The sequence below is a fragment of the Micromonospora sp. B11E3 genome (genome assembly GCF_039871625.1).
Lineage (GTDB): Bacteria > Actinomycetota > Actinomycetes > Mycobacteriales > Micromonosporaceae > Micromonospora.
Genome location: NZ_JBDPMC010000054.1, coordinates 29794 through 45696, shown reverse-complemented (window position 1 = coordinate 45696; position 15903 = coordinate 29794). Strand labels below are relative to the sequence as shown.

Genomic DNA, 15903 nt, shown 5'->3' with positions numbered 1-15903 from the left:
GCTCAAACTCCAAGTACCAAGCCCGCGGACCCAACGTAGACCGGCATAGCTACAAAGCCACCATCGCGATCGACATCATCACAAACCATTGCGAAACACCCGCCGGACCTTAACCGAGCGGCGTTGCCGCTAGGCGTGGCCCGCCGATGAGGCCTGGTCATTCCATCCAAATGTACGGAGGTCGGGCACGTTACCAGGGCCGCCATTATTTTGGAGTACGAGCCGGGGAAGTCCGAAGTTGACGTCCCAACCTAGCAGGACGATCCCTCCGGGCCAGGCGACCGAAGAGATCTGGTCATTCCAGTCCCTGCGATCATAGAAGGGGCCATGATAGAGCCTAGTGAGGTTTAGGTATGAGTAACCTTCATCGAGCCAGAACCAGTCTCCGGAGAGGTTGTAGTCCGCGTGAAATTTCGCGCTGCCTGACGAGATCATGCCCACGTCACCATCTGTCGGCCCACGCCTCACTCTCGAGAGGCGATAGGTTAGCAGCATCAGATCCACCTTCTGCCGGTCGGTAAAGGCAAGGAGGCGCGGTTCGCCATTGAGATTGTCGGTGACGAAGTCCAGTGGGCTGCCGTTGAATCTCGTAATGTCGCCCGGATCGTATTCAACGCCGTCGACGATGACCGCTACTTCGGGGACCTGATAGGCAATTTCCTTGGAAGAAACGCGGGCGGGCGTGACGAGTGAAGCCGGCTGGGGGGCCACTGGCTTCTCGGTCTTGCCGACTTGGACGACTCGATGGACGAGCTCTTCAAGCGTTGTGACGTCATTCTCGCGCAGAACCTCCAAAATATCGCGCTCTTCAATACCATCGAACGTCTTCTCCAGATTGTCGAGCCTGCCGTCAAATGCGGAAAACTGCAGGACATCGCCAGCAACACGGCGAGCCTCTTTAGTAGTTGACATTTTCGCCTCTTTCAAGGGATCTCATTGTCGGGACTTCACTCAAGACTAACGCCCAAACTAGCTCGGTGTACGGAAAACCTGGATACGAGCCATCTTTAGGAGCGCGGAGACCGTGGCTACGCCGGCGGGTTACGGTGTTTTCCGTGGGTTTCCGTGGGTCGCGTCCCGGGGAGTGGTGTAGGAGCTGACCTGCTACGGCGTGCCGCCGAGATAGAGGCGGGTCATCGCGTGAGTCTCTGTGTGAACGACCAAGAACACGCAGAGAGCGGAGTACGCGATGACCCTGGACCAGTCTGCCTTGTTGGACGTGCTGGACGCACTCAAGGCCGCGGACGTGAACGATCGTGTCCGGCAGGCCGCGGAGACGATCTACCAGGCGTTGATCGAAGCGGAGTTGACCGCCGTGATCGGCGCCGCCCCACACGAACGCAGCCAGACCCGGTTGGCGCAGCGCAACGGCCACCGGTCCCGCACGTTGACCACGACCGCCGGAGACCTGGAGCTACGCATCCCGAAGCTGCGCACCGGATCGTTCTTCCCCAGCCTCCTCGAACGGCGCCGGCGGGTGGACCAGGCCCTGTTCGCGGTGGTGATGGAGGCCTACCTGCACGGTGTGTCCACCCGCAAGGTCGATGACCTCGTCAAGGCGTTGGGCGCCGATAGTGGGATCTCCAAGTCCGAGGTGTCACGGATCTGCGCCGACCTCGACGAGGAAGTCTCGGCGTTCCGAGACCGATCCCTGGCCACGGCGGCGTTCCCGTACGTGTTCCTCGACGCGACGTACTGCAAGGCCCGCGTCGACCGCAGGGTGGTGTCCCAGGCCATCGTCGTGGCCACCGGCGTCCGCGCCGACGGATGGCGGGAAGTCCTCGGCTTCGCCGTCGGCGACAGCGAGGACGGCGCCTTCTGGACCGCCTTCCTCCGATCGTTGAAGGCCCGCGGGCTGGGCGGGGTGCAGCTGGTCATCTCCGACGCCCACACCGGCCTCAAACAGGCCATCGCCGCGGTGTTCATCGGCGCGGCCTGGCAGAGGTGTCGGGTGCACTTCCTGCGCAACGTCCTCGCACAAGTCCCCAAAGGCAACGCGGAGATGGCCGCTGCCGCGATCCGCACCATCTTCGCCCAACCCGACGCCGGACACGTCCGCGAACAACTCGACGTCATCGCCGGCATGCTCGGCCGACAACTACCCAAGGTCGAAACCATGCTCCGCGACGCCGCCGAAGACCTCCTCGCCTTCACCACCTTCCCCGCCTCGCACTGGAAGAAGATCTGGTCGACCAACCCCCTCGAACGGCTCAACAAGGAGATCAAACGCCGCACCGTCGTCGGCGTGTTCCCCAACCCCGAAGCCCTGCTCCGCCTCGCCGGCGCCGTCCTCGTCGAAGCCCACGACGAATGGCAGACCAGCGACCGCCGCTACCTCGCCGAAGGCACCATGGCCCTGATCACCACACCCGCCCCACCCACCGCGACAACCGAACTGGCAGCCGCATGACTACCACCGCCTGGCCCGACCGCAGAGCCGACATCATCAACGCCCTGTCCATCCTCGCGACCCTGCGGCCACACGAGCCCACGTCCTGGCCCGGCCTGACCGAAGCCGTCCACTGGCTCATCGACGACACCTTCTGGGACCAGCACCATCCCCGCCACGACATCGGCACCATCCTCGCCAGCCCCAGCGAGGCCAACGCGATCACCGCAACACTCGAACCCCTGACCGCCATCCTCGACGAACTCGGACCCACCGCCCCCGACGACGACTACCTCACCCACCCCCGATGGCATGAAGTCACCCACGCCGCAACCGAGGCTCACCAGCTCATGACTGGCAAAACCCCAACCCAACCCCGACACTGAACGGACGAGCAGAGACTCACGGCTCTACACCACTCCACGGGACGCGACCACGTCACACAACAGCGCCACGGCACGGTGAGCGGTGCCAACCGAGACGCCGTGCGCCGCAGCCAGCTCGGCAACCGCGGGGAGTTGGTCGCCGGGCCGTAGCCGACCGTTCGCGATCTGCTCGCGCAGCTCGGCGGCGATCGTCTGGTAAGGGCCGCTCACAACGGTCCGCTGCGTCGGCGCGAGCGGACGCGGCGGCATCCGGGCGGCCAGTGTCCCGGCGGCCCGCTGGTCGGACTCCGATAGCCATGCGGCGTAGACCCGGAGCGTGGTAGTGCCACCGCCACCGTGACCGAGCCGGCCGGCGATGGTCCGCACGTCCACGCCAGCGTTGATCAGCTCGGTTGCCGAGTAGTGGCGTAGGGCGTGGATGTGGCTGTCGATGCCGATTCGCTTGGCGAGCCGGCCGTATCGCTGGGTGATGGTGTCAGGCCGGTAGCCGCGGCTGTTGTCGGGCTCGGGGGAGAAGACGTAATCGGCAGGGTCGGCCGTGGCGTCGAGTTGCGCCAGGCGGTCGACGTATCGGGCGTGCAGCTCCGTGAGCACTTCGATCGTCTCGGGATCGAGCGCAACGCGCCGCTGCTGGTGAGTCTTGGTGTCCTTCTCTTGCAACTCGCAGTTGTCGTCGAGATAGGCGCTGCGCCGCAGCGTCAGCACGCCGGCGGCCAGGTCGAGATGGTGCCAGCGCAGCGCGCAGAGCTCGCCACGTCGGGCGCCGGTGGTCATCGCGAGCCAGACCAGCGCGCCCCAGTCCGGGTCGCGCCACGCCTCGTTGATGATGCGCGCAGCGTCGGCCGGGTTCGGCGGCTGCGGGTCGGGGTGCGGCGGCGCGGGTGGTTCAGCCTGCCCGGCGGGGTTGACGGCGATCCAGCGCCACCGGACGGCGCGGCTCAGTGCGCCGCTGAGAATCCAGTGAATCTGCCGCACCGACGAAGCACTGAGCGGCTTGCAGACGTGTGGCTGGCACTTCGCGGTGCAGCGGTGGTCGCCTTCTACCCGGTGCTTGACGTACGTCTTGCCGCCGCACCAGTCCCGGCAGCGGCGCAGGCTCGCGTAGAAGGATTCCAACGTCTCGGCGTCGAGTCGACCGACCGGCAGCTTGCCGAGGACCGGCCGAACGTGCTTGTTGAGCTTGTTCACGTAGCCCATGCGGGTAGTGGCCTCGATGTCAGCGACCTCAAGCCACCGGTCTAGGAGTTGGTCGAGCGTGGCGCGGGTGCGCGGGTTGCGCCGCTCGTCGACCTGGGCCAACAACCGGGTGCGTGCCTTCTCCGCCTCCTTAGCGGCCGTCCGGCCGGCGGGGATGGTCTCGGTGAGATAGTGCCGCTTTCCGCTGATCGGGTCGACGCCGGCATAGACCTTCACGCACAGTGACGCGCTGGGCAGGTTTCGACCTCGCCGCGCTGGCGCTTGCTACGTCCATTCGAAGCTGCCACGGGGCCACCGTAGCGCGCTCGCACCACGAATAGCCCCACGCGAGCCGGCTGGACCGGGAAAGTGCCTGTGCGCCCGGCAGGATTCGAACCTGCGGCCTTGGGATTAGAAGTCCCCTGCTCTATCCGCTGAGCTACGGGCGCGCGTGGTGCGTGTCGCGCCAAGAGGGTACCGCCGAGGCGGCGCGTACGGGTGCAACGGGGCAGCCCCTCGGCGCCCGCTCAGGGTCGCACGTCCCGCCCACGCTGGGCATCCCCGTTTCAGCCCCCCGGGTCACCCCTGGGCGGTCGCGTCCGCCCGGGTCGCCTCGCCGACGGCGTCCGTTGCGTCCGGTTCCTCGGTCGGCCGGCGGGTGGCGGGGACCGGGGCGGTCGGCCCGGCGGCGAGGAACGCCTCCGCCCACCGGCCGACCTCCGCGAAGACCTTCTCCCGTACGGCAGGCCCGGACAGGGTCAGATCGTGCAGGCCGCCGTCGAAGCGGGCCAGGGTGACGTGCCGGCCGAGGCGCGGCGCCCAGCGCACGATGTGCTCCACGTCCAGCACGGCGTCGGCGAGGGTCGCCGAGTCGTGCCACTTCGTGCCCCGGTACGTGCGGGTGGAGCAGGCGACCAGCACCGGCACCGGGATGTCGAGGCCGGTGCGCAGCTGCCGCTGGGCGGTGCGGATCGCGTCCAGCCAGCCGACCCGCACCGGGAACCCGGCCAGCGGCTTCCACGCCAGGTCGTACGTCCACTCGCCCCGGTGCTCGGCGTGCAGGCTCTCGCCGTACACGGTGCCGAGGCCGATGGGCAGGGCACGGCGCGGCGCCCTGCGGCCCAGGCGGGAGACGGCGGCCGCGAGGGGTCTGCGCACCAGCCAGGGGGCGTTGATGTCGAAGAAGGGGCTGTTGAGGAAGAGCCCGTCGACCAGGCCGGCCTCGCGGCGGGCGTGCGCCCAGAGCGACAGGACCAGGCCGCCGGTGGAGTGGCCCATGGCGAGCAGGGTGTCGTGGCCGTCGTCCTCCCGCACGATCGCCGCGGCGGCGTCCAGCTCCGGAAAGTAGTCGCCGAGGTCGCGGCAGAAGTTCGGGGTCTGGTGCGGCAGCAGGCTGCGGCCGTACTTGCGCAGGTCGAGGGCGTAGAAGTCCCAGCCACGCTCGGCGAAGAAGTCGGCCAGGTGGGTCTGGAAGAAGTAGTCCACGTAGCCGTGCACGTAGAGCACCGCCCGGCGGGTCGGGCGGTCGGCCCGCCGGCGGACCAGGGTCGCGACGACGCGCCCCTCGTCGTCGCTGCCCAGGTCGATCGTCTGCCGCTCGTACGGCGGCCCCAGCACGTCCGGTTCCACGACCGCGACGGTACGCCCCGGAACTACCCGCCGGTAGCCCCGCCCGGGAAAGTGCGGTATCGCCTCCGGCGCGGGTGCCGGAGCGCCGCCGTCGCCGGTCGTGGTCAGGCGGTCTCGTCGTCCGCTCGCGCCTGGTCGGCCCCGGCCCCGTCCACCTGGCCCTCGGGCTGGCCGAGCTCGCGGACGTGCTTGTTGCTCCGGGGCTCCTGCCGGGTCTTGGCATCGTCGAGCCGGCGGCGCAGGTCGTCGCGGACGTCGTTGAGCGCGGCGCGCAGGTCCTCCTCCGTGGAGGTGGTCACGACCCGCTGCCGGCCGGCGATCCAGCACTCCAGCGTGACCTTCTGCCCGCGGGCGTTCCGGTCCTTCACCGAGACTTCCAGCTCGGTGGCGTCGGCGTGGAAGCCGGCCAGCCGGGCGTCGAGGGTGGCGAGCCGTTCGGCGATCCAGTTCCGGTCGCCCTGCGAGAACCCCGCGCCGACGCGCAGGCACTCCGCCACGGTCGCGGGATTCGCCACGGCGCTCATCGCCGGGCCCCGCCCTCGCCGTGGGTGGAACCGGTCGTACGGAATCCAGTCATCTTCCGGGGCCTTTCTCGTCGCTTCGGTTGATCAGATCCGTACCCGGCGGCGACGCCAGCGGAAACACTCCTCCGCCGCGCACCTGCGGGCCTCGAACGGCGGCGGGAAGGGCGGCCCTGGGCAGGTGGCCCTAGCACACCGGGACCTTGATCAGGCGGTTGTCCACAGGCGGCCCCGTCGTCCACAGGTCGCGGGCGGGCGGTGGCGGTGGGGGCGGCCGGGTGGCGAGGCTCGGCCGTGAGTCGACTCGCCCACGGCAAGCCTGGATCCCCTGGAGGGACGATGTTCGATACCTACGTCACCATCGTCGGCAACGTGCTGACGGCGCCGGAGTGGCGACGCACCACCCAGAGCAACACCCTGGTGGCCAACTTCAAGGTGGCCTCCACCGCCCGGCGGCTCGACCGGGACAGCGGCCGGTGGGTCGACGGCAACAGCCTCCGCGTACGGGTCAACTGCTGGCGGAAGCTGGCCGAGGGGGTCGCCTCGTCCGTCATGGTCGGCGACCCGGTGGTGGTCGTCGGGCGCCTCTACACCCGGGACTGGACCGACGACGCCGGCAACCACCGCACCCTGTACGAGCTGGAGGCGGTCGCGGTCGGGCACGACCTGTCCCGGGGGCGGGCGCGGTTCCTGCGTAACCGGCCGAACATGGCCACCAGCACGGTCGAGGACGCCGAGGCCGAGAGCCGGGTGCACGGCGAGCCGACCGAGCGCGTCCCGCAGGGGCAGGCGCCCGCGTCGCCGGCCGACCGGCCGTTCGACGAGGACTTCGAGCGGGCCGGCTTCGACCCGGCACGCGTCTCGTTCGACGCCCCGCCCGTCGGGCGCGGTCTGCCCGGCGGCCCCGACTTCGACGGCCTGCGCGCCGACCCCTTCGACCGCGGGGCTGACTCCCTGCGCGGCCGGGCCGAGAACGCGGACGAGGGCCCCGACGACCCCGAGGACGACGGCGGGCTCGGCGACGACGAGGACCTGGACGAGTTGAGCGCCGTCGCGGATCCCCTGTCGCCGCTGCCCACGGCCGCAAGGCGGCGCGACGGCATCGAGTCGTCCGGTGGGGCCGGACAGGACGAGCCGGCGCCGTCCGACGGGGGCGGAGAGGACGAGCCCGAGCCGTCCGACGGGGAGCCGGGCGCGGCGGCGGCGAACCGCCGGGGCCGGCGAGGCCGGGGACGCGTCCCGGTGCCCGCCTGACGATCGGCCGGGGACGCGCGACGGGCTGGCGCGGGGCAGCCCGCCGCGCGTCCCCGCCCACCCGCCGCACCCGCCGCACCTGCCGGCCGGAGGTGGTGGCGGGTGCGGCAGTCGATGGCCGTGGCGAACTCGGCGGGACTTGTGGCGGGGTACGCCCTGGACGTGCTCCTCGGCGATCCTCGCCGCTGGCATCCGGTGGCCGGATTCGGCCGCGCGGCCAGGGCCCTGGAGCGGCGCGTGTACCGGCCGGAGCGTACGGCCGGGGCGGTGTTCACGGCGCTCGCCGTGGGCGTGCCGGTGCTGGTCGGGGCGGGTGCGGCGATCGCCACCCGGCGGCACCCGCTCGGTCGGGCCGCGCTGGTGGCCGCCGGCACCTGGACCGTGCTCGGCGGTCGCACCCTGCGCGGCGAGGCGGAGGTGATGGGGCGGGCGCTGCGTGACGGCGACCTGCCGGCGGCCCGTGGCCGGCTTGGGCACCTCTGCGGGCGGGACCCGTCGACCCTGGACGAGCCCGAACTGGCCCGCGCCACCGTCGAGTCCGTCGCCGAGAACACCTCGGACGCCGTGGTGGCGCCGCTGTTCTGGGGCGCGGTCGCCGGGCTGCCCGGCCTGCTCGGCTACCGGGCGGCCAACACCCTCGACGCGATGGTCGGGCACCGCTCGCCTCGGTACGCCCGCTTCGGCACCCCGGCCGCCCGCCTGGACGACCTGCTGAACCTGGCGCCGGCCCGGCTGACCGGGCTCCTCACGATCGTGGCCGCTCCGGTCGCGCACGGGGACCGGGCGCGGGCGTGGCGGGTGTGGCGCCGGGACCGCAACGACCACCCGAGCCCGAACGCGGGGCAGTGCGAGGCGGCGATGGCGGGGGCGCTCGGCGTACGGCTCGGGGGCCGCAACGTCTACTTCGGGCGGTCGGAGGTGCGGCCGTTCCTCGGCGACGGGCCCCGCCCGGAGGCGCGGCACCTGAAGCGGGCCGCCCGGATCTCCGGCGCGGTGGGCCTGGCCGCCCTCGGCCTGGCCGCCGCGTACCCGGTCACCGCCGGCCGGCTCGTCGGCGCGCTCGGCCGGCGGGGCTGGCGCGCGCTGCGCCGGCCGGGCTGGCCTGGGCTCGCGGCCGGAGCGCCCATGACGTCGGCACGCGGCTCGTGGGGGCCCGCCGGCCGGCCGCCGCGCGCCGCCGCCCGCCCCGTTCCTGCGGGCAGCTCCACAGTGCCCACACCGACAGCTGACGCCTCGGCGAGGGCGAGCGCCGCGCGGGGCGAGCGCCGGAGTGCCCCGGCGGCGGCGAGCGCCGGGTGGGGCGTGCGCCGGAGTGCCCCGACCACGGCACGCGCCGCGCGGGGCGAGCGCCGGAGCGTCGCGGCGGGGGCCGGCCGATGAGCGGGGGGCTGCTGGTCGCGGGGACCACCTCCGACGCGGGCAAGAGCGTGCTCACCGCCGGGATCTGCCGCTGGCTGCACCGCCGCGGGGTGAAGGTCGCGCCGTTCAAGGCGCAGAACATGTCCAACAACTCGGCGGTGGTGGTCGGCGCGGACGGGCGGGGCGGCGAGATCGGCCGCGCCCAGGCGATGCAGGCGGCGGCCTGCGGGCTCGCCCCGGACCTGCGCTTCAACCCGGTGCTGCTCAAGCCGGGCAGCGACCGGTCCAGCCAGGTCGTGCTGCTCGGCGAGGCCGTCGACACGGTCACCGCCGGGAACTACCACTCGCTGCGGCCCCGGCTCGCCGAGGTGGCCTTCGCCGCGCTCGCCGAGCTGCGCGAGGCGTACGACGTGGTGGTCTGCGAGGGCGCCGGCAGCCCGGCGGAGATCAACCTGCGGGCCGGCGACTACGTGAACATGGGGCTGGCGCGGCACGCCGACCTGCCCACGATCGTGGTCGGCGACATCGACCGGGGCGGGGTGTTCGCCTCGATGTTCGGCACGGTCGCCCTGCTCGACCCGGCGGACCAGGCGCTGGTCGCCGGCTTCGTCATCAACAAGTTCCGGGGCGACCTCGGGCTGCTCCGGCCGGGGCTGGACATGCTGCGCCAGGTCACCGGCCGCCCGACGTACGGGGTGCTGCCCTGGCACCTGGACCTGTGGCTGGACGCGGAGGACTCCCTCGCGTACGGGCGGGTGCTCGGCCGGCCGGCCGCCCCGCGCGGCACCGACTGGCTGGACGTCGCCGTGGTCCGGCTGCCCCGGATCAGCAACGCCACCGACGTCGAGGCGCTGGCCACCGAGCCCGGCGTGCGGGTCCGGTTGACCGTGGAGCCCGCCGAGCTGGCCGCCGCCGACCTGGTCGTGCTGCCCGGCTCCAAGTCCACCGTGGCGGACCTGGCCTGGCTGCGGGAGACCGGGCTGGCCGACGCCGTGCTCGCGCACGCGGCGGCGGGCCGTCCGCTGCTGGGCATCTGCGGCGGCTTCCAGATGCTCGGCCGGGCCATCCACGACCCGGTGGAGAGCGGCGAGGGCAGCGTTCCCGGCCTGGGTCTGCTGCCGATCGAGGTCACGTTCGACCCGCGCAAGACCGTCCGGCAGTCGGCCGGCGTCGCCGCCGCCGACCCGGGCGTCCCGGTCCGTGGGTACGAGATCCACCACGGGTACGTCTCGTCCGCCGACCCGGCGCTGACACCGCTGCTGACGTACGCGGACGGCACCGCCGAGGGGGCGGTCCTCGGCGCGGTGCACGGCACCCACTGGCACGGCGCGTTCGAGTCGGACGGGTTCCGCCGCCGGTTCCTCACCGAGGCGGCGCGGCTCGCCGGCCGGTCGGGCTTCCGGGTCGCCCCGGACACGGCGTTCGCCGCCGCCCGCGAGCGGTCCCTGGACCTGCTCGGTGACATGGTCGAGGAGCACCTCGACACCGACGCGCTGTGGCGGCTCATCGAGTCCGGCCCGTCCGGTAAACTCCCGTTCGTCCCGCCCGGCGCGCCGCCCACACCCACGGGCTAGGCTGCCGCGATGATCTTCAATCGCAGGGGGAAGCTGGCGGACCGGGTCGCAGCGGTCGAGGCGGCCGTACGCGACCGCGGCGCCGCCGCCATGACCAGGGCCGTGCCGCGGGTGTGGGAGGCGGCGCAGCAGGCGTCCGTCGCGGAGCTGGACGAGGCGCTGCCCCGGTGCGTGGCGCTGCTGCCGCGGCTCGGCACCGGCGCGGGTGGCGAGTTCTCCGTCCTCTGCGGGGCGCTGGTCGAGCTGGGCGCCCGCCCGGACGCGCTGGTCGCCCCGGTCGCCGACGGGTTCGCCACCGCGCTCGCGGGGGCGGCGCGGTTCCGGGCCGGCTGGCAGCGGGTACGCGGCGACGACGCGCTGCCGGACCCCGAGGACCCGGGCGGCATGGACGAGTCGGTCGGCGTCCTCACCGAGGCGTACGAGACGGAGGAGGCCGCGTTCGACGCGGTGCAGGGCTGGTACGGGGCCGGCACCTGGGCGATGCCCGCGATCACCCTGTTGCAGCAGTCCGCCGCGGTCCGGGCCACGTTCCCGCACCGCGACCGCCTGCTGGCCACCGGCGCGGAGTTGGAGGGCGAGCGTCCCGACCTGGACTGCGTCCTCGGCCTGCTGCGGGTGCTGGACGACGAGCGGCTGCTCGTGCTGCACCGGGCGACGGGCCGGGGCTGGTGGGTGACCGTCGGCGGGGTGGCCGACAACTTCCAGCTGCACACCCTGCTGGCCGGGGCGCTGAGCGGGCCGGCCGAGCGGGGGCTCGTCGAGGGGCTGACCGTCGACCCGGCCTGGGTCGCGGTGGCCACCGACGCGCCCGAGGAACGGTTCGGCGGCACCGTCGTCGGCAGCTTCAACCTGGTCGACGGGTACGGCAAGTGGATCTGGAACGAGGGCGCCCCGGCGGACATCCCGCTGTTCGAGGGCGTCCGGGTCGTCGTGCTGGACCCGCCGCCGTACCAGCGGAGCTGGAACAACATCCGGCGGTTCCCGATGATGCCCGCGTCGCTGACCGTGGCCGAAGCGCTCGCCCCGGCCGAGGCGGCCGACTGGCTGGCCCGGGTCGCACCGCCGGCCTGACCCCCAGCGGCGCCCGAGGCTCAGAGGCGCACGTCGGCGGGGCGGTCGGACATCGGCAGCCCCGCCTCCCGCCACGCCTCCACCCCGCCGATCAGGTCGGTGGCGCGGTGCAGCCCGAGCGCCCGGAGGCTGGCCACGGCGAGGCTGGAGCTGTAGCCCTCGCGGCACACCAGCACGATCTCCCGGTCGTAGCCGGTGGCCTCGGGGATGCGCCACTCGCTGGCCGGGTCGAGCCGCCATTCGAGGACGGTCCGGTCGACGACGACCGCGCCGGGCAGTTCGCCCTGCTGCCGGCGCTGGTGTTCGGTGCGGGTGTCGACGAGCAGCGCGCCGAGGCGTACCGCCTCGACCGTCTCGTGCGGGGTCAGCCGGCGGACCCCGGAGCGGGCCTGTTCCAGCAGGGCGTCGACGCCCGGGCTCATCACGTTGTGGCGCACGGCACGATCATGCCGGTCGGCGCGGCGGCTGTGCGGGCGAACGGCGCCCGGGTAGACCGGTAGGCGTACGCGCCGGGCCGGGCGTTAGCGTCGGGCCCGTGGTGGTGCCGGCCGTCGAGACGTACGCCGAGCTGGGCCGGCGGGTGCTGGCCGGGCCGGCGCGGCTGGGGCGTACCCGACTGGTGGCGGTCGACGGGCCGAGCGGCGCGGGCAAGAGCGTCTTCGCCGCGCGCCTCGCGGACGCCCTCGCCGCGCTGCCCGGCGGCGCCCGGCCGCCGGTGGTGCACACCGACGACCTGCTCGACGGCTGGGACGACCAGCTGACCTTCTGGCCCCGGCTGGAGGAGCAGGTGCTCGCCCCGCTGCGGGCGGGCCGGCCGGGAGCGTACCGGCGGTACAGCTGGGTGCGGCGGCGCTTCCTGCCCCGCGCGGTGCCGGTGCCGCCCGCCCCCGTGGTCGTGGTGGAGGGGTTCAGCGCGGCCCGCGCGGCGGTCCGTCCGGAGCTGACCCTGTCGGTGTTCCTCGCCGCGCCGGCGGAGCTGCGGCTGCGGCGGGCGGTGGAGCGGGACGGGCCGGCGATCCTGCCGGAGCTGCGCCGCTGGCACGCCGGCGAGCGGGCGCACCTCGCCGCCGACGGCACGGCCGAGGCGGCGGACCTGGTCGTCGACGGCGCCCCGGCCCTGCCGCACGACCCGTCCCGCGAGTACGTCCGCCTGCGCTGAGCCGGCCGGTGCCGCCGGGACCGGCCGCCAGAACGGGGTGCCGGGACCGGCCGGCCGGACGCCGAGGTCGGACGGGCTCGCGGTGTCGGCGCGGTAAGGCCGGCATACCATTGCCGGTCATGACCACAGCGCTCATGTCCGACGCCGAGCTGCGGGCCGCCGTCGAGCGGGAACTGCCGGGCGTCCGCGCCGACCTGGAACGACTCGTCCGCATCCCGGGCATCGCCTTCGACGGCTTCGACCACTCGCACGTGGAGCGGTCCGCCGAGGCGGTGGCCGAGCTGCTGCGCGGGTGCGACCTCGACGTCAGGATCGTGCGCTCGGGCGGTCAGCCGGCCGTGATCGGGAAGAAGGCCGCCCCGCCCGGCGCGCCGACCGTCCTGCTCTACGCCCACCACGACGTCCAGCCCGTCGGCGACCTGTCGCTGTGGGAGTCCGACCCGTTCGAGCCGGTCGAGCGCGACGGCCGCCTCTACGGCCGCGGCGCCGCCGACGACAAGGCCGGGATCATGGCGCACGTCGCGGCGCTGCGCGCGTTCGGCGACCGGCTGCCGGTCGGCGTGGTCCTGTTCATCGAGGGCGAGGAGGAGTTCGGCTCGGACTCGCTGGAGCGGCTGCTCGCCGAGCACCGGGACGAGATCGCGTCCGACGTCATCGTGATCGCCGACTCCACCAACTGGGACATCGGCACGCCGGCCCTGACCACCTCGCTGCGCGGCATCGTCAACTGCTTCGTCGAGGTTCGCACCCTGGACCACGCCGTGCACAGCGGCATGTTCGGCGGCGCGGTGCCGGACGCGCTGACCGCGCTGGTCCGGCTGCTGGCCACCCTGCACGACAAGGCGGGTAACGTGGCCGTCGCCGGGCTGACCGGCCGGGAGGGCGCGAACGTCGACTACCCGGAGGACCGGTTCCGGGCCGAGGCCGGCCTGGTCGAGGGCGTGCGGCTCATCGGCACCGGCCGGATCACCGACCGGATCTGGACCAAGCCCTCGCTCGCCGTGCTCGGCATCGACGCCCCGCCCACCGCCGAGGCCCCGAACGCCCTGGTCCCGGCCGCGAAGGCCAAGCTGAGCGTACGGCTGGCGCCGGGCGACGACCCGCAGCGCGCGTACGCGGCCGTCCAGAAGCACCTGACCGAGCACGCCCCGTGGGGCGCCCAGGTGACGGTCACGATCGAGCACGACGGGAACCCGTGCGTCATCGACGCCGACGGGCCGATGTTCGACGCCGCCCGCGACGCCTTCCGTACGGCCTGGGACGGCACGGCACCCGTGGACATCGGCATCGGCGGTTCGATCCCGTTCATCGCCACCTTCCAGGAGATGTTCCCCCGGGCGGCGATCCTGGTGACCGGCGTGGAGGACCCGCACGCCCGGGCGCACGGGCCGAACGAGAGCCTGCACCTGGGCGAGTTCGCCCGGGTCTGCCAGGCCGAGGCGTTGCTGCTGGCCAGGGTGGCCGCCGCGGGCACGCACCCGGCCGGATGACGAAACCGTAACTTCCGGGTGGGTCGGCCAGTTCTCGGTGTGTCGGGCGCGGGGCTGTTATAGCCTTTCGAACATGAGTACGAACGAGGTGATGGCCCGGCTGGAGGCCGCCGTCAGCGCTCTGGGGGACGTCGACGTCTCCGCGTGGCCCGAGGACACGCTCAAGGAACAGCTCGGCCAGCTCTCCACCGCCCTGGTCGCGCTCGACGCGACGCTCGCCCGGGTCGCGGACGGGGTGCGCGCCCGGGGCCTGCGCATCGAGGAGCCCGTCTCCGCCTGAGCCGGTCGGGGGTGGCTGGCAGGATGGGAACGTGCGGTTCCTCGACCTGGCGGCCACCTCCGCCGCCGTGGGCGCCACCGGCGGCCGGCGGGCCAAGGTGGAGCTGCTGGCCGCCGCGCTGCGCGCGCTCGACCCGTCCGAGGTCGCGGCGGGCTCCGGCTGGCTCGCCGGTGAGCTGCGCCAGCGCCAGACGGGGGTGGGCTGGGCGAGCCTGCGCGACCTGCCTCCGCCGGCCGCCGAGCCGACCCTGACGGTCGCCGGGGTCGACGCCGCGATCGACGAGATCGCGGCGGTGCGCGGCCCGGGCTCCCAGGCTCGGCGCCGGGCGCTGCTCGACGCGCTGTTCGCCGGGGCCACGGCCGAGGAGCAGCGCATGCTGCGCGGCCTGTTCAGCGGCGAGCTGCGCCAGGGCGCCCAGGCGGGGCTGCTCGCCGACGCCGTCGCGAAGGCGGCCGACGTGCCGCTGGGCGCGGTGCGCCGGGCCCTGCTGCTCGTCGGCGACCTGCGGGTGGTCGCGGCGGCGGCCATGGCCGGCGGCGCGACGGCCCTCGCCGGGTTCGGCCTCCAGGTCGGCCGCCCGCTCGCCCCGATGCTGGCGCAGAGCGCCCCCTCGGTCGACGAGGCGCTGGCCGCGACGGGCACGCCCGCCGTGGTCGACGTGAAGCTCGACGGCATCCGCATCCAGGTGCACCGCTCCGGGTCCGACATCGCCGTGTTCACCCGCAGCCTGGACGAGATCACCGCCCGGGTGCCCGAGGTGGTCGCCGCCGTGCGGGCGCTGCCCGCCCGCGAGCTGGTGCTCGACGGCGAGGCGATCGGCCTGGACGAGACGGGTCGGCCGCTGCCCTTCCAGCAGACCTCCAGCCGGGCCGCCCGCCGCACCACGCCCAGCACGACCGGTCCCACCCCGGTCGCCCCGGCCGTGCTCGCCGCCGCCGCCACGACCGGCGAGACGGTGTTGACGCCGTACTTCTTCGACCTGCTGCACCTCGACGGACAGGACCTGATCGACCTGCCCGGCCGGGACCGGTGGGCGGCGTTGGCCGACGCGGTCGACGCCACGCTGCTGGTCGGCCGGGTCGAGGTGGACGGCCCCGAGCCGGCGGGGGACGCCTTCGCCGCGGCCGTCGACGCCGGCCAGGAGGGGGTGGTGGTCAAGTCCCTCGACGCCCCGTACGACGCGGGCCGGCGCGGCGCGGCCTGGGTCAAGGTGAAGCCCCGGCACACCCTCGACCTGGTGGTGCTCGCCGTCGAGTGGGGCAGCGGCCGGCGCAGCGGCTGGCTGTCGAACCTGCACCTCGGCGCCCGCGACCCGGGCACGGGCGGATTCGTGATGCTCGGCAAGACGTTCAAGGGCCTCACCGACGAGATGCTGCGCTGGCAGACCGAACGGTTCCTCGGCCTGGCCGTGGAGCGGGGCGACTGGGTCGTCCGGGTCCGCCCCGAACAGGTCGTCGAGATCGCGTTCGACGGGGTGCAGACCAGCTCCCGCTACCCGGGTGGGATGGCGCTGCGCTTCGCCCGGGTGGTCCGCTACCGCGACGACAAGACCGCCGCCGAGGCGGACACGATCGACGCGGTCCGGGCCATCCACGAGGCCCGCCCGACGGGCTGA

General features: G+C 73.4%; 14 protein-coding genes, 1 tRNA gene and 1 pseudogene. 10 read left to right on the top strand and 6 right to left on the bottom strand.

Translation table 11 applies throughout. The annotated features are described in order from the left end of the window. Positions 1–129: 129 nt before the first annotated feature. Positions 130–927: a hypothetical protein gene (locus ABGB16_RS23610; protein WP_347670274.1), complete on the bottom strand. Its 798-nt coding sequence runs from the start codon at positions 925–927 to the stop codon at positions 130–132. A 262-nt stretch (positions 928–1189) separates the two neighbouring features. Between ABGB16_RS23610 and ABGB16_RS23605 the strand changes: the two genes are divergently transcribed. After that, positions 1190–2410: an IS256 family transposase gene (locus ABGB16_RS23605; RefSeq protein WP_347670273.1), complete on the top strand. Its 1221-nt coding sequence runs from the start codon at positions 1190–1192 to the stop codon at positions 2408–2410. Beyond that, complete coding sequence (locus ABGB16_RS23600; protein WP_347670272.1) at positions 2407–2775, top strand: hypothetical protein; 369 nt, start codon at positions 2407–2409, stop codon at positions 2773–2775. The genes ABGB16_RS23605 and ABGB16_RS23600 overlap by 4 nt, the downstream gene beginning before the upstream one ends. A 24-nt stretch (positions 2776–2799) precedes the next feature. Here ABGB16_RS23600 and ABGB16_RS23595 read toward each other — a convergent pair whose 3' ends face one another. From ABGB16_RS23595 to ABGB16_RS23580, 4 genes are all read right to left on the bottom strand, one after another. Next, positions 2800–4188, bottom strand: coding sequence for a tyrosine-type recombinase/integrase (locus ABGB16_RS23595; RefSeq protein ID WP_347670271.1), 1389 nt, complete (start codon positions 4186–4188; stop codon positions 2800–2802). Between the two features lie 139 nt (positions 4189–4327). Further along, positions 4328–4400 (bottom strand) — tRNA-Arg (locus tag ABGB16_RS23590). A gap of 130 nt (positions 4401–4530) precedes the next feature. After that, the gene (locus ABGB16_RS23585; protein WP_347670270.1) at positions 4531–5580 is read right to left on the bottom strand and encodes an alpha/beta hydrolase; all 1050 of its coding nucleotides are present in this window, start codon (positions 5578–5580) and stop codon (positions 4531–4533) included. Between the two features lie 104 nt (positions 5581–5684). After that, entirely contained in the window at positions 5685–6104 is a 420-nt protein-coding gene (locus ABGB16_RS23580; RefSeq protein ID WP_347670269.1) for an HPF/RaiA family ribosome-associated protein, read from the bottom strand. 336 nt (positions 6105–6440) lie between these two features. Between ABGB16_RS23580 and ssb the strand changes: the two genes are divergently transcribed. The 4 genes and pseudogenes from ssb to ABGB16_RS23560 all read left to right on the top strand — a co-directional run bounded on the left by ssb (position 6441) and on the right by ABGB16_RS23560 (position 11359). Further along, complete coding sequence (gene ssb, locus ABGB16_RS23575; RefSeq protein WP_347670268.1) at positions 6441–7355, top strand: single-stranded DNA-binding protein; 915 nt, start codon at positions 6441–6443, stop codon at positions 7353–7355. A gap of 114 nt (positions 7356–7469) precedes the next feature. Then, a pseudogene (locus ABGB16_RS23570) lies at positions 7470–8423 on the top strand (cobalamin biosynthesis protein); the annotation flags it as partial. Between the two features lie 308 nt (positions 8424–8731). Continuing rightward, on the top strand, positions 8732–10288 hold the full coding sequence (locus ABGB16_RS23565; RefSeq protein WP_347670267.1) for a cobyric acid synthase: 1557 nt from the start codon (positions 8732–8734) through the stop codon (positions 10286–10288). 9 nt (positions 10289–10297) lie between these two features. Further along, a complete protein-coding gene (locus ABGB16_RS23560; protein WP_347670266.1) occupies positions 10298–11359 on the top strand; it encodes a hypothetical protein in 1062 nt (353 codons plus the stop codon). A 20-nt stretch (positions 11360–11379) separates the two neighbouring features. Here the strand turns inward: ABGB16_RS23560 and ABGB16_RS23555 are convergent, their stop codons facing one another. After that, positions 11380–11781, bottom strand: a complete 402-nt coding sequence (locus ABGB16_RS23555; RefSeq protein WP_347670280.1) for a rhodanese-like domain-containing protein — start codon at positions 11779–11781, stop codon at positions 11380–11382. Between the two features lie 113 nt (positions 11782–11894). Here ABGB16_RS23555 and ABGB16_RS23550 point away from each other — a divergent pair, with 113 nt between their 5' ends. The 4 genes from ABGB16_RS23550 to ABGB16_RS23535 all read left to right on the top strand — a co-directional run bounded on the left by ABGB16_RS23550 (position 11895) and on the right by ABGB16_RS23535 (position 15903). Next, positions 11895–12518 (top strand): hypothetical protein, encoded by a 624-nt coding sequence (locus tag ABGB16_RS23550; protein WP_347670265.1) that lies wholly within the window; start codon positions 11895–11897, stop codon positions 12516–12518. A gap of 134 nt (positions 12519–12652) precedes the next feature. Then, the gene (locus ABGB16_RS23545; protein ID WP_347670279.1) at positions 12653–14008 is read left to right on the top strand and encodes a dipeptidase; all 1356 of its coding nucleotides are present in this window, start codon (positions 12653–12655) and stop codon (positions 14006–14008) included. A gap of 73 nt (positions 14009–14081) precedes the next feature. Next, positions 14082–14288 carry a hypothetical protein gene (locus tag ABGB16_RS23540; protein WP_347670264.1) on the top strand — a complete coding sequence of 69 codons (207 nt, stop codon included), beginning with the start codon at positions 14082–14084 and terminating at the stop codon, positions 14286–14288. A 31-nt stretch (positions 14289–14319) separates the two neighbouring features. After that, a complete protein-coding gene (locus ABGB16_RS23535; RefSeq protein ID WP_347670263.1) occupies positions 14320–15903 on the top strand; it encodes an ATP-dependent DNA ligase in 1584 nt (527 codons plus the stop codon).